The 20,469-nt window shown below is 48.3% G+C and carries 23 protein-coding genes; 13 read left to right on the top strand and 10 right to left on the bottom strand.

The features are described from left to right. A complete protein-coding gene (locus tag J7619_RS07080) occupies positions 1-657 on the bottom strand; it encodes an HAD family phosphatase (RefSeq protein ID WP_291196109.1) in 657 nt (218 codons plus the stop codon). Positions 658-904: 247 nt separating this feature from the next. Here J7619_RS07080 and J7619_RS07085 point away from each other — a divergent pair, with 247 nt between their 5' ends. Continuing rightward, on the top strand, positions 905-1,357 hold the full coding sequence (locus J7619_RS07085; RefSeq protein WP_291196112.1) for a hypothetical protein: 453 nt from the start codon (positions 905-907) through the stop codon (positions 1,355-1,357). 12 nt (positions 1,358-1,369) lie between these two features. Then, entirely contained in the window at positions 1,370-1,825 is a 456-nt protein-coding gene (locus tag J7619_RS07090; protein WP_291196115.1) for a hypothetical protein, read from the top strand. Between the two features lie 74 nt (positions 1,826-1,899). Here J7619_RS07090 and J7619_RS07095 read toward each other — a convergent pair whose 3' ends face one another. Next, entirely contained in the window at positions 1,900-2,370 is a 471-nt protein-coding gene (locus J7619_RS07095) for a Dps family protein (protein ID WP_106596983.1), read from the bottom strand. Between the two features lie 205 nt (positions 2,371-2,575). Between J7619_RS07095 and J7619_RS07100 the strand changes: the two genes are divergently transcribed. From J7619_RS07100 to J7619_RS07110, 3 genes are read left to right on the top strand one after another with little or no spacing between them, the layout of a single operon-like run. Then, entirely contained in the window at positions 2,576-3,016 is a 441-nt protein-coding gene (locus J7619_RS07100; RefSeq protein ID WP_291196118.1) for a hypothetical protein, read from the top strand. A 20-nt stretch (positions 3,017-3,036) separates the two neighbouring features. Beyond that, complete coding sequence (ispF, locus tag J7619_RS07105; protein ID WP_291196121.1) at positions 3,037-3,531, top strand: 2-C-methyl-D-erythritol 2,4-cyclodiphosphate synthase; 495 nt, start codon at positions 3,037-3,039, stop codon at positions 3,529-3,531. A 36-nt stretch (positions 3,532-3,567) separates the two neighbouring features. Continuing rightward, the gene (locus J7619_RS07110; RefSeq protein WP_291196124.1) at positions 3,568-4,707 is read left to right on the top strand and encodes an amidohydrolase family protein; all 1,140 of its coding nucleotides are present in this window, start codon (positions 3,568-3,570) and stop codon (positions 4,705-4,707) included. 6 nt (positions 4,708-4,713) lie between these two features. Here J7619_RS07110 and J7619_RS07115 read toward each other — a convergent pair whose 3' ends face one another. Then, complete coding sequence (locus J7619_RS07115) at positions 4,714-5,832, bottom strand: ABC transporter substrate-binding protein (RefSeq protein ID WP_291196127.1); 1,119 nt, start codon at positions 5,830-5,832, stop codon at positions 4,714-4,716. Between the two features lie 138 nt (positions 5,833-5,970). Between J7619_RS07115 and J7619_RS07120 the strand changes: the two genes are divergently transcribed. After that, a complete protein-coding gene (locus tag J7619_RS07120) occupies positions 5,971-7,212 on the top strand; it encodes a pitrilysin family protein (RefSeq protein WP_291196130.1) in 1,242 nt (413 codons plus the stop codon). A 70-nt stretch (positions 7,213-7,282) separates the two neighbouring features. Here J7619_RS07120 and J7619_RS07125 read toward each other — a convergent pair whose 3' ends face one another. Then, a complete protein-coding gene (locus J7619_RS07125) occupies positions 7,283-8,575 on the bottom strand; it encodes a pitrilysin family protein (protein ID WP_291196133.1) in 1,293 nt (430 codons plus the stop codon). 87 nt (positions 8,576-8,662) lie between these two features. Here J7619_RS07125 and J7619_RS07130 point away from each other — a divergent pair, with 87 nt between their 5' ends. After that, positions 8,663-9,784: a glycosyltransferase family 1 protein gene (locus J7619_RS07130; protein WP_291196136.1), complete on the top strand. Its 1,122-nt coding sequence runs from the start codon at positions 8,663-8,665 to the stop codon at positions 9,782-9,784. On the opposite strand, the gene J7619_RS07135 is transcribed toward J7619_RS07130, so the two are convergent. Both J7619_RS07135 and J7619_RS07140 read right to left on the bottom strand, forming a co-directional pair. After that, entirely contained in the window at positions 9,785-11,191 is a 1,407-nt protein-coding gene (locus J7619_RS07135) for a lipopolysaccharide assembly protein LapB (protein ID WP_291196139.1), read from the bottom strand. A 76-nt stretch (positions 11,192-11,267) separates the two neighbouring features. Beyond that, positions 11,268-12,266 (bottom strand): NAD-dependent epimerase/dehydratase family protein, encoded by a 999-nt coding sequence (locus J7619_RS07140; protein WP_291196142.1) that lies wholly within the window; start codon positions 12,264-12,266, stop codon positions 11,268-11,270. A 146-nt stretch (positions 12,267-12,412) separates the two neighbouring features. Here J7619_RS07140 and metG point away from each other — a divergent pair, with 146 nt between their 5' ends. Continuing rightward, positions 12,413-14,488 carry a methionine--tRNA ligase gene (gene metG / locus J7619_RS07145; protein ID WP_291196144.1) on the top strand — a complete coding sequence of 692 codons (2,076 nt, stop codon included), beginning with the start codon at positions 12,413-12,415 and terminating at the stop codon, positions 14,486-14,488. Positions 14,489-14,532: 44 nt separating this feature from the next. Here metG and J7619_RS07150 read toward each other — a convergent pair whose 3' ends face one another. The 3 genes from J7619_RS07150 to J7619_RS07160 all read right to left on the bottom strand — a co-directional run bounded on the left by J7619_RS07150 (position 14,533) and on the right by J7619_RS07160 (position 16,073). Further along, complete coding sequence (locus J7619_RS07150; protein ID WP_291196148.1) at positions 14,533-14,862, bottom strand: hypothetical protein; 330 nt, start codon at positions 14,860-14,862, stop codon at positions 14,533-14,535. Between the two features lie 253 nt (positions 14,863-15,115). Continuing rightward, the gene (locus J7619_RS07155) at positions 15,116-15,538 is read right to left on the bottom strand and encodes an Hsp20/alpha crystallin family protein (protein ID WP_223400226.1); all 423 of its coding nucleotides are present in this window, start codon (positions 15,536-15,538) and stop codon (positions 15,116-15,118) included. Between the two features lie 259 nt (positions 15,539-15,797). Next, entirely contained in the window at positions 15,798-16,073 is a 276-nt protein-coding gene (locus J7619_RS07160) for a SelT/SelW/SelH family protein (protein ID WP_291196153.1), read from the bottom strand. Positions 16,074-16,482: 409 nt separating this feature from the next. Between J7619_RS07160 and J7619_RS07165 the strand changes: the two genes are divergently transcribed. The 5 genes from J7619_RS07165 (at position 16,483) to J7619_RS07185 (ending at position 19,877) form a co-directional block, all read left to right on the top strand. Continuing rightward, complete coding sequence (locus J7619_RS07165) at positions 16,483-16,884, top strand: hypothetical protein (protein WP_291196156.1); 402 nt, start codon at positions 16,483-16,485, stop codon at positions 16,882-16,884. 198 nt (positions 16,885-17,082) lie between these two features. Then, positions 17,083-17,610, top strand: a complete 528-nt coding sequence (locus tag J7619_RS07170) for a hypothetical protein (protein WP_291196160.1) — start codon at positions 17,083-17,085, stop codon at positions 17,608-17,610. Next, positions 17,600-18,463: a sensor histidine kinase gene (locus J7619_RS07175; RefSeq protein ID WP_291196163.1), complete on the top strand. Its 864-nt coding sequence runs from the start codon at positions 17,600-17,602 to the stop codon at positions 18,461-18,463. The genes J7619_RS07170 and J7619_RS07175 overlap by 11 nt, the downstream gene beginning before the upstream one ends. Before the next feature lie 4 nt (positions 18,464-18,467). Next, positions 18,468-19,127, top strand: coding sequence for a response regulator transcription factor (locus tag J7619_RS07180; protein WP_015812427.1), 660 nt, complete (start codon positions 18,468-18,470; stop codon positions 19,125-19,127). A gap of 69 nt (positions 19,128-19,196) precedes the next feature. Further along, complete coding sequence (locus J7619_RS07185; RefSeq protein ID WP_291196168.1) at positions 19,197-19,877, top strand: type 1 glutamine amidotransferase domain-containing protein; 681 nt, start codon at positions 19,197-19,199, stop codon at positions 19,875-19,877. A gap of 9 nt (positions 19,878-19,886) precedes the next feature. On the opposite strand, the gene rfbC is transcribed toward J7619_RS07185, so the two are convergent. Beyond that, positions 19,887-20,432 carry a dTDP-4-dehydrorhamnose 3,5-epimerase gene (gene rfbC / locus J7619_RS07190; RefSeq protein ID WP_291196171.1) on the bottom strand — a complete coding sequence of 182 codons (546 nt, stop codon included), beginning with the start codon at positions 20,430-20,432 and terminating at the stop codon, positions 19,887-19,889. Positions 20,433-20,469: the final 37 nt, after the last annotated feature.

The raw sequence follows: 20,469 nt of genomic DNA on the forward strand, positions 1-20,469 counted from the left end.
TTAAAAGAGTGCTGCGATCTTTCCGTATGAGAGATCGCTGTAATCGTTTATATACAGGTTGCACGGCGGCAATTCCTCGCGGGTATGCGAGCTTAATACGCCTACCACACGCATACCTGCATTAAGCGCCGCCGAAACACCCGAGAACGAATCCTCAAATACAACGCATTGCTCCGGCTCCACGCCCAGGTTTTTCGCCGAAGTAAGGTAAACTTCCGGATCGGGCTTATGCTTTTTCACGTCCTCGCTGGCCAGAATGGATCCGAGCATTTCCTGAATGGGCACTTTGCTTACGATCAGATCCAGGTTGGCCCGCGGGGCAGAGGTACCCACGCCCAATACAGCTCCATTCGCTTTCAAATCATGCATAAATTCGACGATACCCTTGATCGGTTCCACGTAAGGGGCGTACAATTCACGAAATAGGCCTTCCTTTTCCTCTTCCATTTGCAACAACTCTTCGCCTTCCACTACGCGCTGTAAAAAATGGCTTAAAATGTAGCTATTGCTTTTGCCATACATATGTTGGGCAAATTCCTCTTCGGTAGGCGAAAGGTTTCGTTTTGAAAAAAATTCGCGGAATGCGCGGGAGTGATAAGGGTTGGTATGGACAATCACACCGTCCATATCAAAAATGACTGCTAATTTCTCTTTCATCCCGCAAAGTTAACCATCCGCAATCCTTCCAGAAAATGAATTTCCGAACTAAAAAGTGGTACGGCAATTGAAATAGTTTGACAACTTTAATCCAAACTTTTTACAAGCAACTGACCTTTTTATGGAGCATTCTATTAAATTTACCCGCAACGCCCCACACTACTTGTTCAAAACTTCCCTAATTTCAACAGCATACTAAAAGCTCTCCGTTTTACCCGACCCAATATCCGATCAATTAATTGCCTATATGAATGAATTAGAACGAGCTGGCAATGGAGTCGACGGTCATGCACTTTCGAAGCCAAAAACGCTCACTTCCCTTGAAGTGTATGATCAATACGGCGCCATGGCATATGGCATTATATTACAAATCCTGCCGCAGGTACACCTGGCCCAGGAAGTCCTGGTGAGCGTATTTTCCTCTCCGCAATTGCAGTCTTGTAACAGTTATCCCTTTACCTTTGCCGCTTGCGTGATCAAGCTTGCGCGGGCCAAAGCGGTGGAAGCCAAACGCAAACTGACCGCCCTGGCACCTTCAGGAATTGAATATGCACAGGGAGATGCCTCTCCGCAAAGCATTTTCGATCTCGCATTCAGGCAAGGTTACACGCCGGACGAAGTCGCAGGCAAACTGAACATATCTAAGAAAGAAGTACTTCGCTCTTTTCACGAGTTTTTCAAATCATATCGCAACGCATAACCTTTACACCCATTGAGCAAACAGGAATTTATCGAGAGCGGTATTCTCGAATCACATTTAATGGGACTCGCCAACGAGGAAGAGCAAGCGCAGGTCGCGAAAATGATGCAGGCTGACAGCGAAATGGCCGAATACGTAAATGATCTCGAATACGACATTAAACGCTACTTCGCGGAAGGATCTGTACCTCCACCCGAAGCCGTCAGGGAAATTATATTGCTGAGAAGCATCCGTGAGAAAAAAGGCCGCAGCGGCAGCGAAGAGCCGGTCGATGCGAAACAATACCTTGACGTGGAGGTCAACGACACGCACATGAAAGTGCATAAACTGTGGCGTCCCGCATTCATCGCCGTTTTCATTCTGTCGAAAATCTTCCTGATCGCCGGTTTGTACTTCTATTTCAAATCGGTTGCACAGCAAGAGGAGATCGAAAAGATCAAAACTGAAACACAAGTGAATAAGCAATAACGATATTGACCTGTACACACGAAAGCCGGCGGACCTAGTGATCCGACCGGCTTTTTTATATTCATTACAAAACCCTATTTCAAAAATGCGCGCAGCATCCAGGCCATTTTCTCATGCTCTCTGAGCAGGCCCGTCACGTAATCGCTTGATCCCAGGTCTTTGTAAGTATCGGCAAATTCGGTCACCAGTGGGCGCAGGAGACGAATGATCGTTTCATGGTCGTCCAGCAAATTCTGCAGCTGGGTTTTCGGTTCGGTGGTATATTCCGGTTCGAGCAGGTCGGTCAGTTTGAGAATATCCGCCAGGCGCGCTTCGGAATAGTGCCCGATCGCACGGATACGCTCAGCGATATCGTCCAGGATTACTTGCAGCTGCTCGTATTGTCCTTCAAACAGCTTGTGTAGTTCGAAGAAATTCATCCCCCCGATGTTCCAGTGGTAATTGCGTGTTTTGGTATAAAGCACAAACTCGTTGGCGAGCAACTTGTTCAACTGATAGGCAACGGCCTGGCTATGCTCGTCAGATATTCCGATGTTGGTTTTCATGCGTCTTTATAGTTGATATTGTTAATTGTGTTGATTCATAAAAGTAACCAAAGCTAGTCAGTAAAAAGTTGCCCTGCAATGTCAAAAAAAGCGATTTTAATCACTTTTTTCACCGCTTGAAAATTGCTGTTCGATATATCGTTACCAATCCACCCGTCTTCCGTATAGGTAGGAAAGAATTGTTATATTTGTTAACCTATCTTTTATGAAAGACAGCGAAAGAATCAGTAACCTCGAAGAAATGACGGCAGATATCTATCTTATCCTCGACAGAATTGACAATGATCTCAAAAAGATACGGTTGCTCGACATTAACATGGCAAACGACATCCGATCCGTTGCTTCCTTGGCCGCTCGGACGAAGCGTCAACAGCAAATCTATGAGATGAAACACGCCAAGTTGCATAGAACGCTTCTTGACGTGTTTACAATCGCGCGAAAAAACGCTATCAATATTGAGAACTATGCGAGAAACACGCTCGGGAAGGACGATCTTTCACTATTGTACGAATACATGATGAGAAAGTTCGATCTGGCGAAGGAACATACTGATCGGCTGGAAGCTGCATTAGCGAAACACAGAGGCAAAACCAAAAGGCTTGACGACAGTATCGAGGCTATCAAAAGAAAATTAGACAACCTATAACACCCCCGAGTACCATTATTATGTTCCCATTCCGCGTAGGCCAGGGCTACGATGTTCACCAGTTAGTAGAAGGCCGGCCTTTTTGGCTCGGCGGCATTTTAATCCCCCACACACACGGTGCCAAAGGGCACTCCGATGCCGATGTAGTGTGCCACGTCATGTGCGACGCACTCCTGGGCGCGGCCAATCTTCGCAATATAGGCTATCATTTTTCCGACAAAGACCCGCAATGGAAAGGGGTGGACAGTAAAATACTGCTCGCCAAAGTGCTTGAAATGATTCGTGAAAAGGGTTACGAGGTCGGGAATGTAGATGTGACCATTGTATTGCAGAATCCGAAGCTCAACCCGCACATTCCGGCCATGAAAACCTGCCTGGCCGAAGTTACCGGCATCTTAGAAGAAAATATTTCAATCAAAGCGACCACTTCCGAGCATTTGGGATTCGTGGGAAGGGAAGAAGGCATTGCCGCGCATTGTGTCGCATTGATCTATAAACCCGGCATGGTCGGGTAATGCTTAATCAACGATCCTGTTAAATGATAGATTTGCATGAAAAAAGTCCTACTGTTTCTCTCCGTTTCCATTGGTGTTACGTTCTCGGCCTGCGCTCAGCAGCAGTCTGCACCACTCGCCGAACAACCCCTCGGTTTTGAAGAATACGACCCTGTTTCCACGCTAAAGGTGGAAGAACATCCCCTGAAAAAAGCCAAATTCCCGTTTATCGACGTGCATAACCACCAGTATCAGATGCCCTCCCAGGATCTGAAAGGGTTGGTAAAAGAAATGGATGCGCTGAATATGGCCATTATGGTAAATCTCAGTGGTCGGGGCTGGTCACAGGAATGGGCTGAGGGGACGGCTACTTTAAAGGGATCACTGGAAAATGTGGCTAAAAACGAGCCGAAGCGCATCGCTGTTTTCACCAACCTGCAATTCAAAGGTTTTGGCGAAAAAGACTGGTCCGCAAAGGCGGTCAAACAGTTGGAAGAGGATGTCAAAATGGGTGCGAAAGGCTTGAAAATATACAAGAGCCTTGGCTTTGCCGGCATTAAGGACGACAAAGGCAACCGCGTGCCGGTGAGCGATCCGCGTCTGCAGCCGGTTTGGCAGAAATGCGGCGAACTGGGCATTCCGGTGCTGATCCACACCGCCGACGTGCCCTCTTTCTGGGACCCCATGGACCGTTACAACGAGCGCTGGCTCGAACTGAAAACGCATCCCGGCCGCAAGCGTGGCCCCCATGACCCGATTCCGTTCGATTCGCTGATCGCCGAGCAGCACCATATTTTCAAGATGAACCCGAAAACGACGTTTATCAATGCGCATATGGGCTGGTATCCCAACAACCTCAAAAAGCTCGATAGCCTGATGATCGCCTTCCCGAATATGTACGTGGAAATAGGCGCGGTTATTGCCGAGCTGGGCCGCCAGCCGCGTACTGCGAAGAAGTTTTTTGAAAAATACCAGGACCGCGTCCTTTTTGGAAAAGATAGCTGGGTGCCGGCTGAATATGCCACCTATTTCCGGGTGCTGGAAACCGAGGATGAGTATTTCCCCTATCACAAAAAATACCACGCATTCTGGCGCATGTACGGCATGGGGCTATCCGACGAAGTTTTGAAAAAGCTGTACTATAAAAACGCCCTGAAAATCATCCCGGGGCTCGATAAAAGTCTCTTCCCTAACTAGCCGACTTCATTTAAATGCCTTGGCTTCGCGTATAACCGACCGGTATTCCGCTTTGCCAAGGCATTTTTTATAATACTCTTTGGCCTTCGCCTTGTTGCCTGCCCGCGCGGAAATGCGCGCGAGGCCTGCGTACGCAAATGCGTGATACTCTTTCGTGTATTGGTCGTCGTGAGGCGTTTTGAGCGCTGCCAGGTATTCCTTTTGAGCGGCAGCATCATTTTTCCGGTCTTTTTCTTCCAAAATCCCCTGAAACGTCCGCCAGGCAACCGGATAAAAACCGGTACTTTGCTTGCGAAGCAGTTGTACGCCTTCATAGGCCTCCTCGTATTTGCCTGACAGCAACTGTGCTTCCAGATGCTTCATCAGATAAATAGGATTTCGCGGGTACATATCCACCAGCTTCTCCATGTAAAAAACGGCCTTCTCAGGTTTCGCTTCATACTTCAGGTAAATGTGGGAAATGTAATAGCATGACTCCGCTTTCGTAATCGTCCCGACTTTCGTAGCCGTGTCTACCTGTTTCAGTCCCAAAGCCTTGTCGCCATTTTTGAAAAACACCAGCAATGGCTTCACGATCGGATGTTCTTCCGGATACACTTCCACATAATAATTGTACATCCCCGAAGTGAAGTAAAATTCCGGGTTCTTATGCATCAGCTTGAAACCTTCCACGAATGCATTGTAGGCCTTTTTCCCCTCGCCCGCGGCGGCCATCATTTCGCCGCGGTAGTTGTACATCATTGCCATATAGCCCCTCGCCACCATTGTGTAAAACACGGCTTCCGGATCGGTGCTATTTTTACCGTAGCGCTTGTTAATCGCTTCCAGGCATTGGTCAAGCTTTTGAATGTATTCTTTGGACTTGGCAGGATTGTCCTTGATGGGCAGGTATTTCCAGTAAAGAATAAATGAGTCGAGAATGTAGGAAACGGGGTGATTGGGATATTTTTTCTCTACCTGGTCGATAATCTGAACCGCTTCATCGAACTCGTAATTGTAAATTTTGTCGAGGCTATTTTGAATGTTTTTTAACGAGGCAGGGTCATTTAGTAACTGTGCATTGGCCTGCGTTGTGCATAGGGCAAGCAAAACCCATATGCACAGCGAATGAAGTGTAATTTGCATGGCTCTCAACTAAATTGGTTTGGTGGTGTCCCAGCTGAACAGTAGCTTTGTTTATAACCCATAATTGACGGTGCGGGTTTCGGCCGCCGGTTTTATTTTGGGCATATGCTCTCTATTCAACTTCCTTTTTGATAAAATATGATTCGCTACAAGCAGTTTACCTTGGGTAACGGCCTTCGGGTATTTGTCCACGAAGACTTTTCGACACCCATGGCTGCGGTAAATATCCTGTACAATGTGGGTTCCCGGGATGAAGATGAAGAACGCACCGGTTTCGCACATTTGTTCGAGCATTTGATGTTCGGTGGTTCCAAAAACATTCCCAGCTACGATATTCCGGTGCAGAACGTCGGCGGCGAGAACAACGCATTTACCTCTCCCGATATTACCAACTACTACATCACATTACCTGCCGACAATGTGGAAACGGCTTTCTGGTTGGAATCGGACCGGATGCTGAGCCTGTCGTTCGACCCCAATGTGCTCGAAGTACAGCGCAAGGTGGTAATCGAGGAATTCAAACAGCGGTATCTCAACCAGCCTTATGGCGACATGTGGCTCAAATTACGGCCATTGGCCTACAAGACGCATCCCTACCGCTGGGCAACGATCGGTAAGGATATCGGCCACATCGAACGTGCTACGATGGACGATGTACAGGACTTCTTCTTCCGTTTCTACCGCCCTAACAACGCGGTAATGGTCGTCGCAGGGGCTGTCTCATTTGAAAAAGTACAGGAATTGGCCGAAAAATGGTTTGGGGAAATCCCGGCCGGCCCGGCTTATGTGCGGAACCTCCCTGCCGAACCGGTACAAACCGAAGCCCGGTTCCTGGAAACTTCGGCTGCCGTTCCGCTCAATTCGCTGATCAAGGTATTTCATATGCCCGGGAGGTACGAACCCGGGTTCTACGCGAGCGATTTGCTCAGTGATGTTTTGGGAAGAGGTAAATCCTCACGCTTGTATCAGAAGTTGCTGAAAGAACGGGCGCTGTTCAACAGCGTGAGCGGCAGCATCATTTCTTCCCTCGACCCCGGCTTGTTGATGATCAAAGGCAATCTGAATCCCGGTGTCACTTTGGAAGAAGCCGACGCCGCGGTCACTGAAATCTTGCAGGAAATCGTTGAAAACGGCGCATCGGAAGAAGAAGTGACCAAAGTGAAGAACCAATCGGAGGCATCACTGGCATTCTCGGAGGTAGAGCTGCTCAACCGCGCGATGAACCTCGCATTCGCCGCTAATGCAGGCAATGTAGATTGGGCAAATGCCGATGCAGATATTATCCGGGCGCTCACTCCGGATGATATTAACAATGCTGCAAAAAGCATCCTGACGCCTGAGAATACATCGACAATGTATTACCGCGCCGAAGTAAAGTAGAAAAATCATAAGCAAAAAGCGCTGCCGTTTCAATGGAACCGACAGCGCTTTTTTGCATTAATATCCGGTATCATTCCTCCGGCAGGAATGTCAGGTAGCTGAAATTCTGCTCATTAAACAGCTCCATCGCGATTTCCTGCAACTGCGCGGCGGCAATCTGCTCGATTTCACCAAAAATCTCCGGCAGCGAATCCACCTTGCCGGTATCGAGGATACTTTTCGCCATCATGAGCATAAAACTCATATTGCTTTCTTCCGACATCGCGAGCTGCCCCATTAGCTGCACCTTTGTCTGATGAAGTTGCAGCGTGGTTAAAGGTACTTCCCTGATACGTTTCAGTTCTTTATTGATCAGCGAAATACTCTTGTTCAGCTGCTTTTTCTCCGTACCAAAGAAAATCCCCATAAACCCGGTGTCGAGATAGGGTGTATAATTGGCCTCGATGGAGTACACGAAGCCATATTTCTCACGCAACGAAAGGTTAAAACGCGAGTTCATTCCAGGCCCGCCAAGCAGGTTCACCAGCATAAAAAACGGCAACCTGCGCTCATCGAGCAATGCATATGCGGGCTGGCCCATCGCCACTTGCGCCTGCTGGATCGGGCGCTCGCGTTCCTGACGCACAGGCGTGTAAATCAACGGGGCTTTGCGCTCCCGGCTCGTAGTTCGATGCGGCACAGCGCCGAGATACTTCTCAGCAATGCGGATCACCTTCGAAAACGGCAAACGGCTCACCGACGATACCACAATGCGCTCGGTATCGATATTATGATTAATGAATTCATACAATTGCTCCCGGCCAAACGAATTGACCGTCTCCGCCGTGCCGAGAATGTTAGCGCCCAATGCGTGATCCGGAAAAATCAGCTGGTCGAAATCATCCTGGATGGCGTCCTCCGGTGAATCGACGTACATGGACATTTCTTCCAAAATCACATTCCGCTCCCGCTCGATCTGCTTGTCGGGAAAAACAGAATGAAAAGTAATATCGGCCAGCAGGTCCATCGCCTTCTCGAAATGATCGTCGAGAACCGAAGCGTGGAAGCATATTTTCTCTTTAGTCGTATAGGCATTCAACTCACCACCCACATTTTCGAGCCGGTTGATTACGTGATAGGAGCTTCTTTTTTCAGTACCCTTGAAAGCCATGTGTTCCCAGAAGTGGGCCAGGCCTTGCTGGTGCGGTAGTTCGTCGCGGCTGCCGATATCGAGCATAATGCCGCAATGCGCTATTTGCGTGTAGGGAACCTGCTTGTGTGCAATGCGGATCCCGTTGGCCAGCGTGTGTATCTGATATTCTTCGGCTAGTGAAAGGGAGGATGCTTTGGGGTTGCCCCGTTTGCGGACATTGTTTCTCTTCATTCCTTTGTAACACAAAATAGCCACCAATAATTTTCGGTGGTATCCGCAAAAATACGGACTTTTGCCCGGAAAGCCTTGCAGTTATACATGATGCGCATCGGATTCGACGCTAAAAGAGCGTTTGCCAATAAAACTGGTCTGGGAAATTACAGCCGCTTCGTGCTCGACGCGTTAATGGTCCATGAACCCGGTCACGAATATCTTGCCTACACCCCTAAAAACAACCGACATCTATTCGACGAACTCCCCAGCGGTTCAATACATTATCCCAAAGGATTTATCGACCAAAAACTTTCGGCCTATTGGCGCTACGCACGGATAACACGACAGCTTCGCGATGATAATGTCGGCATTTACCACGGCCTGAGCAACGAAATCCCGCAAGGATTGCAAGCAGCGGGCATCAGGTCTGTCGTAACCATTCACGACCTCATTTTCGAAAGGCTGCCGCACCTTTTCAAAACCGTCGACCGCGCCATTTACCGCCACAAATTCCAGTCCGCCTGCAAACGCGCCGATTCGGTCGTAGCAGTGAGTGATCAAACGCGCCGCGACCTGATCGAGCTATACGACGTTGAAGATTCCAAAATCAAGGTCATTTACCAGGACTGCAACCCGGTGTTTCAAAAACAGGTTACCCAGGAAGAAAGAAGTCGCATTTGCGCTGAATACGGTATTGACGGTCCGTTTATTCTGTGTGTGGGCACATTGGAAGAGCGGAAAAATCAACATCGGCTGATAGAAGCATTTGCGCAGCTGAGAAACCATGATTTCAAACTGGTATTGGTAGGAAAACCAACCGGTTATTTGCCAAAAATCAAGGAGACAATCCAGCGTTTGAAGCTCGAAGACCGCGTGCTTTTGTTGCATAATGTATCCACGCTACATCTACCGGCCTTGTACCAACAGGCAGAAGTATTTGCGTACGTATCCATTTATGAAGGTTTCGGCATTCCTATCGTCGAAGCATTACACAGCGGTACGGCGGTGCTGGCGGCCAAAGGCTCCTGCCTTGAAGAAGCCGGCGGCCCCGGCGGACTTTATGCAGATCCCTTTCAAACAGAAAACATCAGCGAACAGCTGCAAAAACTGGTCACTGATGTTCATCTTCGGAATACTTTATCGGACGCCGGCAGGCTACATGTTCAACAATTTGCGGCTAAGCATATTGCCGGGCAGCTTGTTCAGCTTTATGAAAGTCTGAGGTAATTATTTCTCACGATACTGCTCGATAATGCGGTACAATGCTTTCTGTTTTTCCAGATCAGGGAAGAAATCGAAAAGCTGCTCGTGGGCATCGTAATCCAGCGTCAAACCGATTTCGAGGTTCACTAATGCTTCGCGGTACTGCCCTGCGTGGATCTGATAAACTGCCATGCGGTAATACAAATCCGCTTCTTCCGACATTTCGTCGATCGCCGCCTGCAACAAGTCGCACGCTCGGGCGTAGTTACCTTGTTCAAACAGCACATACGACCATTTCAGCCAGATATCCGGGTTGGAAGGTTCTATTTCCGCTGCCTTTTCAAATGCTTCGAATGCGGAAACGACATTGCCGACCTTGAACTCTGTTTCGGCCAAAGCCAGCCAGTAATCGGGGTTCAGCTCTGTGATCTGGATTGCCTTGCGGAGAAAACCTACCGCTTCATACCAACGACCGAGCTCACTGAAACAGATACCGAGGCCATACCAGCCGTCGTCCCACTGGCTATCCAGCTTGACGGTTTGGCGGTAATATTTAATGGCGGTCTCAAACTCGCCCAGTTTTTCGTAACAGGTACCGAGGCAGCAGCATGTTTCCGGCTGGTCGCCTTCGAGCTCGATGGCGCGGAGGTATTGCACTTTGGCGTCCTCGTACTTTTCCAGGTTCATGTAAGAATTCCCCAATTGGAAAAATGCCGAAGCGAAATCATCCTTGATCAACGTTGCGTACTCGTATGCGTGCACGGCATCCTCATGACGTTCCAGCTTGCTGAATGCAATGCCGAGGTTATACCACGCGTGGTGCGAGAACGGGTCGCGATCGACGAGGTCGTTGTAATAGTCCAGATGGCTTTCCAGCTGGCCTACCAGGTCGAGGCAATGGGCCAGTTCGTAAAGCGCATTTTCATTGTTCAGATTATTGCGAAGCGACCGCTTATAATACTTGATCGCATCTTCATATTTACCCCAGTTCTGATAAGTCTGGCCAATCTGGAAATAGATTTCATCACGGTCCTCCACCCTGCCGAGCAAGTTCTCGAGAATTTCGATCGCCTCTTCGTATTCTCCCATCATATTGGCTACCGCCACTTGCATGAAAGAGATTTCGATATCGCCGGGGTGAAAGAGTGAGGCGCGCTCCAATATTTCGAGGGCCATTTCGTGCTCGCCGCGGTTGGCGTGCAACTGGACCATGCTGAGCAGCAGGTCGAGCGAATAGGGGTAATCCGACAGGCCCATCTCACAAGCTTTGAAAGCCTTTTCCCAATCCCCCTTTTCTATGTAATGTACTGTAACCTTTTCGTAAGTGTCCAAATCAAAAAAGACCGGCTCGCTGGTTTTCAGCATTCTTTCGAACCTGAGCAGTGTCTCCTTCATATAATCCTTCCTTTCACCAAAATTTTTCTCCATCATACGAACCGCTAGGTTAGAATCGAGGGCAAATGCACCACTATTAATGAAAGAAAGTTATAAAATAATTCCCCGGATTTCAAACTCTCCCGAGCAAACTTTCACTAATGCGGGACACCGTTTCCTCAATAGACTGAAATTGAAAATCCAATGCTTTCCTGACTTTGCCATTGTCATAGGTAATTTTTCTGGCTGCCGATTGTGCTGTCTCTCTGGTAATCAGCGGCTTCGTACCCAATAGCCAGGTCCTCACCGCCTCTACCCGCCATATCACCCCGGCCAGGCCAGAACCGACCTTGAACGACGGCCTTTTGCGGCGCATTTTATCCGCTATCATATTGAACAAATTATGAAAGGAAATGCTCCCCGCATTGAGCAGGAAGCGCTCTCCGGTAATATCGGAGCCGGCCAGGCGGTATACGATTTCGGCGACATCCTGCACGTCGACCACGTTCGCAATGCCTTCTGTGTAAAATGGCTTTTCTCTATATACGTACCTGAAAAGTTGTGTGCTGCTCTTCTCCCAATCGCCCTCACCGAGGATTATCGTCGGGTTCACAATTACGGCACTGAGGCCTTCCGCTATACCGCGCCACACTTCCAGCTCGGCCATATGCTTGGTTTTGGCATATTCCGAATTTTCGGGTGAATCCTCCCAGCGCTGTTCTTCATTTAAGATCACTGCCTGCCCCGCCGACTGCTTGCGCGGATCGGGGCGGCCGATGGCGGCGATGCTACTTACGTGTACCAGTTTTTGTGTTTGGTATTTCAAACACACATTTACCACGTTGGCGGTACCTTCCTGATTCACTTTGTACATCATCTTCCGATCACGCGGGACAAACGACACAACCGCCGCCGTATGAACAACGTAGTCCATCCCTTCAATGGCCTTTTCGAGGGAAAGCAAATCGAGGATATCGCCTTCCACCCACGTCAGCTTCGGGTGCGCGTCCGCGAGCAGGCGCTTATCCGCACCGGGGCGCACGAGCGCGAATACTTCATGATTTTCCGACAAGAACCTTCTGGCTACTGCACTGCCCACCAGGCCTGTCGCACCGGTAATGAGTACTTTCATTTAAATGAAACAAATTGTTTGGGTCAAAGTTCGTAGTAAAAAAGTAGTTTGTCACACCATTGCAAGCCTTTTTACTAATTTTACGTTCCGGCCACACCGGGGAGCAAAGCGATGCTCCGATGATTGAACCAAATCCCTGAATTCAAATGCCGATTTCAAATCCCGAAAGATATACCGTCACAGCAGCGTTGATCTACGCCAACGGCCCGATCCACATTGGCCACCTGGCGGGTTGTTATGTCCCTGCAGATATATACGTTCGCTATTTGCGTTCTTCCGGCAAGGAAGTAGCGTTTATCAGCGGCACCGACGAACACGGCGTCCCCATTACCATCCGCGCCAAAAAGGAGGGTCTCACGCCCCAGCAGGTAGTCGATAAATATTATGAACAAATCGACGCTTCTTTCAAATCGCTGGGTATTTCATTCGACATCTATTCGCGCACGAGCAAGCCGATTCATCACGAAACTTCCCGCGAAATTTTCAGGGATTTGTATGATAAAAAGGTGTTCATCGAAGAAACGACCGAGCAGTACTATGACGAAACCGCACAGCAGTTCCTTGCCGACCGGTACATCGTAGGTACCTGCCCTGTTTGTGCCAACCCCAATGCCTATGGCGACCAATGCGAGCGCTGCGGCTCCACACTGAGTCCATTGGAATTGAAAGATCCGCGATCGACATTGTCGGGAGCAAAACCGGTATTGAAGGCAACCAAAAACTGGTATCTGCCTCTGGACAAAATGCAGCCGGACATCGAAGCGTACGTCAACAGCCACTCCGAATGGAAGACCAACGTGTTCGGGCAATGTCAGTCCTGGCTGAAAGACGGGCTGAAACCCCGCGCGATGACCCGCGACCTCGACTGGGGCATTAAAGTGCCCGTCGAAGACACAGAAGGCAAGGTACTGTACGTGTGGTTCGAAGCACCGATTGGCTACATTTCCGCCACCAAGGATTGGTTAATCCAGAAGAACGGCACCGCCGAAGGCTGGCAAAAATGGTGGCAGCCCGCAAAGGATGCATCGCAGGGTGAAACCAAGCTGGTCCATTTTATTGGAAAGGACAATATCGTTTTCCACTGCATTATCTTTCCGGCTATGCTGATGGCCGAAGGAAACTACATCCTGGCCGATAATGTCCCTGCCAACGAATTCATGAACCTTGAAGGCGACAAAATTTCGACCTCCCGCAACTGGGCGGTGTGGCTGCATGAATACCTCGAAGAACTTCCCGACAAGCAGGATGTATTACGGTACGTGCTCACCGCGAACGCGCCCGAAACCAAAGACAGCGAATTTACCTGGAAAGATTTCCAGACCCGCAATAATAGTGAGCTCGTAGGCATCTATGGCAACTTCATCAACCGCGCCGTGGTGCTCACGCAAAAATTCTGCGAAGGCAAAGTGCCTCAACGTGGCGAATTGCAGGATATTGACCGCGCCGCGTTCGATGAGCTGGCTGCATTCCCGGCAAGGATAGCCGAGTCGATGGAAAACTACCGCTTCCGCGAGGCGCTCGCGCTCATCATGGACCTCGCGCGCACAGGAAACAAGTACCTGGCCGATACACAGCCGTGGCATGTGATCAAAACTGACCCGGAGCGTGTGAATACAATTTTGAATATCGCATTACAAATTTCAGCAACGCTTTCGATCGTTTCGGAGCCGGTGTTGCCATTTACAGCAGCGAAAATCCAGGAGCAACTTGGCCTTTCGGGTAAAAACTGGCAGGATGCAGGTCATGCTGATTTGCTGCCGGCGGGTCAGCCTGTTTTGGAAGGGAAGCTCCTTTTTGAGAAAATAGAAGACAGTGTGATCGAGAAACAGGTTCAGAAACTGCACGATGCTAAGCGGCTGAATGAACTGGAAGGTAAAACCGTGCTTCCTGTCAAACCTGAAATTCAGTATGACGACTTTACGAAAATGGATATTCGCATCGCAACGATCCTCGAAGCCGAAAATGTACCCAAAAGCAAGAAGCTGTTGAAGCTGCTGATCGATATCGGCTCGGAACAACGCACCGTTTTGAGCGGCATTTCGGAGCATTTCAAAGCGGAAGAAGTGATAGGCAAGAAGGTATTATACCTCGCAAACCTGGCACCGAGGAAGATGATGGGAATGGAAAGCCACGGAATGATCCTGATGGCGGAAGACCGCGACGGTAGCCTCGCATTCGTCCAACCGGGCAAAGATGTCTGGAACGGCGGAACAGTGAACTAAACTCATCGGCCCTGCATGGGCGGAGTACCATGCAGGGCCCCTTTTTACTGAAACTCCTTTTTCACCGAGTCGTAGATCGAGTTGACCCGCTCTACCAGCGAGAAACATTCTTTGTCGCTCAAATGATCGATCGTGTTACTTACGGCATTCGACACCACACGACCTTCTTCATTCACTTTGGCGCCTTTCTGCTTGATTACACTGAGAATGCTTTCCCACTCTCCGATCAATCCTTCCGAAAAATACCTTGGTTCGATAATGTTGAAGTAGGCCGACTGTGATTTCAGTTTCTGCCTTAGTTTGGACTGGTCAACTTTGAGTTCTTCGACCAACTTGGTAAGCTCAATAAAAGCGAAAATATTAGACTTTTTCATAACGTTGAGATTGACGAGCACTAAGGGAATTAATAGTGCAAGATACAGATATGTAATTCCTTTTTTGAAAAAGTGTGGAATCTTTACTCAATCTTAATGCATTCTATTGGAAGCGTACAACCGCTACCCGGATTAATACCAAACAGCACTTCGATTTACTTCGTTCTGGTCGTCAAAAAACCGCCTGAGATAGCTCCTGGGCAATAAAAAAGCCCGGCAAACTGCCGGACTACGTTATATTCCGCCGATAATTTTACCAACGTTCAATGTCCACCTTACGGTGATAATCCCCCTGTTCGTCCCCGAAAGGAAGGAACAGTACCAATTGACGACGACCATCGTCGTACCTTGCTGATATATTGTCTATATCTACTCCGTCCGGGATGACGAAAGTATTGATGAAACGGATTGTCTTCCACTGCTCTTCGTCGGGCAAATTTTCCTGTGAAAATATGGGCAGCAAGTGGAAAAGCTTTAAGTTATTTGAGTTCCTCTTGCCTTTTACAACCTCCAATTGAAGATCCTCAACCTCGATGCCTGGAATTTTCACAACTACTTCGAAACCGTCCGACCCTTTGTCAAGCTTGATAGAGGGCTCACTCATTCCACCGTTTACTGTGTTGATGAAGTCTATGTTCATCAACATCTCCCGTGGTATTTTCAGTTTGCTTTCCATAGCTATCGCGTTTTAGGTTCACAAGTTTTACCTATTAACGAAAAACTGCGTGCCAAAGATCGTTTCCGGACAGAAATGTGATGGGCGGTATAGTCTCTGTAACCCGGTTGTATGCGTGAAACCCAGTCATTGAGGCACACCAATGCATTTTCACCGCGTCTTTTCCTTTTGTCGAAAAAAGGAAAAGAAATAGTGCCAAAATTACAGTTTCCACCGATATAGTGCGCCAAAATGGCACCATTCCAACATCCCGGTCTGCTCATCGGTCGCTGTGACCAAGGCTGCGATCTGGCGCGATGATATCCCTTACCCGCTGTTTGATTTCCTTCGGTTCGGGGAAGTGACCTTCACGCTTCCTGTCCCAAAGCAGTTCCTCACCGAGTGTAATGAGGTACCGGCCGGCCACCTCCGAAGGCCGCAACTGCACGGCATATAAGTCATCGCTAAACGTGGTCAACAGCTCCTGCGCCATCCACGCAGCCCTCAGCAGCCATCCGCACTTGGGGCAGTATTCGATTTCTATGGTTGGTTTCATAACGTCATTGTATGTATCAATGCCAAAAATCGGCATTGGAGGCAAACAATCAAAAAAGCCGCGAGGGACATCCCCCGCGGCTTTCGACTATAACCTAACCCTTTAATCTTGATGAGAAAGCTTTTAAAAAGTCTTCCCTAACGCTTTACAAATGTACAAAAGCTCTACACAAGCATTTTAGCGCAAAAATCCCCGATTTTTAGCATGGGTAGGCTTACAAGTACGGCATCGTATTATTGCCCGGAAGTTATACGTAAAATTACGCGATTTTCGACCACCAGGAACAAATTGAATTGATTTACAATTAGTTACAAACTAACCGTTAAATCAATTGCAAATGGTTGACTTGCCCTTGGCAGCCTCCCTATTTACATTTACGTTGATTAATTGTTATACTTTAACTAAAACTATGGACAGCAAGAGATTTACAGGTCGGGAGGGTCGGCTGATTTCAGCATCGGAGGCTCAGGAGCTTACCATTCCACATCAAAAAAGGGAACGTTACTTCACCGACAAAGGTGAAAACTACGTGAAGGCTGAGTTCTTCGGCATTCACACATTCAACGAACTGATTAAGCTGCATGGTGACAACTGTGTAGGATTCAGAGTATATTACGGATTGAGAGACGAGGAAGAAGATGATGACACCAAAACAAAAAAGGCCAAAAAACCAACTCCAAGACTTGTTCTGGTTCCTGTCGATGCGGATGGCAAGGACATTATCAGGACTGCACAACTGGGCGGCTTGAAAGATATGCCGGACAGTGGCGAGGCCATGACAGGTGGGCCACTTTGCCCACGCCAATGTTAGGAACAGGAAAGTTCGATAATCGATTAATGTATGTTCGATAGCCACTTTGCATATATTGTCAATAATCCTATTTCTTCTATTGCAGTATTTGTCACAGTTTTACCATTAACACTCACTATAACCAGAAAAGCCTTTTTAGATAAATCTTTAAGGTTGCTTTTCTGCTATCTAGTCTCCAAGCTGATCATCGACATTATCATGCTTCACTTGGCATCCACCAGAACTAACAATCTGATATTGTACAATTTAAGCATCCCGCTTTTTTACGCCTTATTAAGCGGGATGTTCTATTTCCAGTTTACGGGGAAGGCGCAGAAGGGGTTCGTGCTGACTTCTATTGTCGGCGTCTTCGTGTTCAGTATCTGGGACATATTTAATTCTAATGAAAATTTGGGCGATCTGAATGAGCACAGACTCGTCCTGTATGCTAAAACGGTCGAAGGTGTTTTAATGATTTCACTTATTCTGCTCTATTTCTACGAAATCATTAAATCGCTTCAAATACCTAACTTGCTGACATTCCCATTTTTTTGGGTATGTTCGGGATTGCTGCTATACTATTCAAGTCTGATATTCCTGGCACCATTCCTCCATTATACATACACATGGAACAACCAAACGGATCTCGGGATAACCGAAGTTATTCCAAGTATTTTTGAAATCCTGTGCGCCGTGCTTTTCAGCGTGGGCATTTACAATTTTTCACCCCGGAAATATGCAAAATAGCGAAGAACTAAAATGGGCACTTTTGATAGCCTCCCTGGCTATGCTGGCCATGGCGTTTTGCATGATCGCGTTTGTGATGTACTACCAGAAAAAAAGGTTCGAGGAAGAAAAACGAATCAACGACATCGAGAAAAATTACAACCGCTTGCTCCTTGATACCGCGCTCAATTCCGAAGAAACGGAGCGACGGAGAATTGCGCAGGATTTGCATGACGATATCGGCACGATGCTCTCGCTTACCAAGCTAAGTCTCAACCAATTGAGTAAATTAGTAGCAAACTCGGGAGATGAGAAAGAGGAGAGCATTATGAAAAAGTCGCAGTCGCTTGTGGAAGAGACAATCCTGCACGTGCGGCGCATCACGCGCGACCTCGTACCGACTACGCTGGAAAGGTTCGGGCTAATGGAAGCCATTGAAGAGTTCATTCATAAGCTGGAAGAGGACAACAATCTGGTGATTGCCTTTCAATCCAATACGGAGGAGTTTCCGCGTCAGGGCCAGAAGCTGGAACTGACGCTTTACCGCATTATGCAGGAGTTGGTCAACAATGCGATCAAGCATGCAAGCTGCACAAAAATCGATATTGTGCTGGAAATCGACGAAGAAATGATAGGTTTGCGGGTGACCGACAATGGTGTCGGTTTCGACCCCGAAAAAATAAAGGAAAGCAACCTGGCGGGGCTGGGCCTGTTGGGAATTGAAAGCCGGCTAGCCATTGTAAATGGAACTGTCCAGTACGAACAGCCGGCCAGGGGCGGTTCCAGCGCCATCGCGAGGATTCCGGTGAACCCGGCATCCGGTAACAAACCTGAACCATTACATCCATTCCGCCGGGAACGAGTGAATATTTAATGCTATGAGCACCCTTAAACTAGGAATTGCCGACGACCACGAACTATTCAGAAAGGGGTTCATCTCCATGCTGAGCGGCATTCCCGATTTCGAATTTATACTGGAAGCCGGCAACGGCCAGGAATTGCTGGACCGCCTGCCCGCCAATACGCCCGACATCGTTTTTATGGACCTGCAAATGCCTGTCATGGACGGCATCCAGGCCACGGAAGCTGCCTTCGAACGCTTTCCGAATATCAAGATCATCGTGGTTTCGATGTACAACGAAGATCGCTTTGTGATACACATGCTCGAAAAGGGCGTACAGGGCTATTTGCTGAAAGATACAAGCCCCGACGAGGTCGAAAAAGCGATCAGAAGGGTGCACGAAGAAGGCTTTTACTACAACGACTTCGTCTCTAAGGCCATGCACCGCAAAATGGTGAACCGGCAGGTCAACAAGCATCCGTTTTTCCCGAATGCGTGTAATGTAGCGCTCTCGTCCCGCGAGAAAGAAGTACTTCAATTGATCTGCGACGGGCTTTCCACGACCGAAATCGGCGACAAACTGTTCATCAGCGTGCGCACGGTCGAAGGGCACCGGTTGCGGGTTTTGGAAAAAACCGGTACGAAAAGTACCGCAGCCGCGGTTGCATTCGCCTACAAAAACCAGCTACTGAGTTAAGGATAACGCTTTCATGATGAAAACTTCCGGGGTTTTACTATATTTCCCGGAGCCATTCCATGTATAGCTATGAAAGTCCTGATCGTCTGCACTAACCACGACTCATATCCGACCAAAACCTCTAAAACAGGTCTCTGGCTGAATGAACTGACGCATTTTTACGACTTGATGGCCAAAAGGCGCATTCTGATGGACATCATAAGTCCGCTGGGCGGCGCGATCCCCGTGGATGAAAGGAGCGTCGACCTAAAAGACGAATGCAATGCCCGATACTGGGAAGATGCCTCTTTCCGCGCAAAGCTTCAAAACTCCCTCAAACCATCAGATGTTAACCCCGGCGATTATCGCCTGATCTATTTCGCAGGTGGCCACGGCGCAATGTCGGATTTCACCGAGAATACCGAACTTCAAAACATCGCGAAAGCTATTTATGAGCGGAATGGCATGGTAACAGCTGTTGCGCACGGCGTTTGCGGATTGCTCAACGTCCGGTTGTCCGACGGCACATTACTCATTCAGGACAAATATGTGACCGGCTACTCCAATGTCGAAGAAGCGCTGGTCAGTTTTGTGAGCGAGGTACCTTTTTATCTCGAAGACAAGTTAAAGGAGCGCGGCGCGCATTACACCAAAGCTATGATCCCATTTGTGGAATTCATTGAAATGGACGAGCGGCTCATTACCGGGCAAAATTCGCATTCGGCCCGGAAAGTAGCGTCGAAAGCACTCGAAGAGCTTTTTGAAAAATAGTGCCGGGTTTTACTTGATCAGCTCACCAAAAAGTGAACGGAAGGTGGGCAGGATCAGGTCTTTTTCCGAAACGATCGGATCGGTAACGCCCCAGTTGATATTCAAATCCGGATCATTCCAGAGAATACCCGACTCGGATTCCTTGTTATAAAGGTTGGTGCATTTGTAGCTAAAAACAGAATCTTCCAGCGCCACAAACCCGTGTGCGAAGCCTTCCGGGATATAGGCAATATTGTTTTGCGTTCCGCTCAGTTCAAATACTTCGTGCTTGCCGAATGTCGGAGAATCCGGACGGATATCCACGGCCACATCCAGCACCCTGCCCGAGATCACACGCACCAGCTTGCCTTGTGCAAATGGCGCATTCTGGAAATGCAAGCCTCTTACCACACCCTTTTTTGAAAACGACTGATTATCCTGAACGAAGTTTACAGGCAGACCGAGTTTTTTAAATGTCTCCTCATTATACGATTCAAAGAATACTCCACGGTCGTCACCGAAGACCCTTGGAAATATTTCAACCAGACCGGCAATGGAAGTTTCTCTAATCTGCATATGATCGTTATGAGTTGGTTGGAGCAAAGTTTAATGT

Source organism: Dyadobacter sp., assembly GCF_017744695.1.
GTDB lineage: Bacteria > Bacteroidota > Bacteroidia > Cytophagales > Spirosomataceae > Dyadobacter.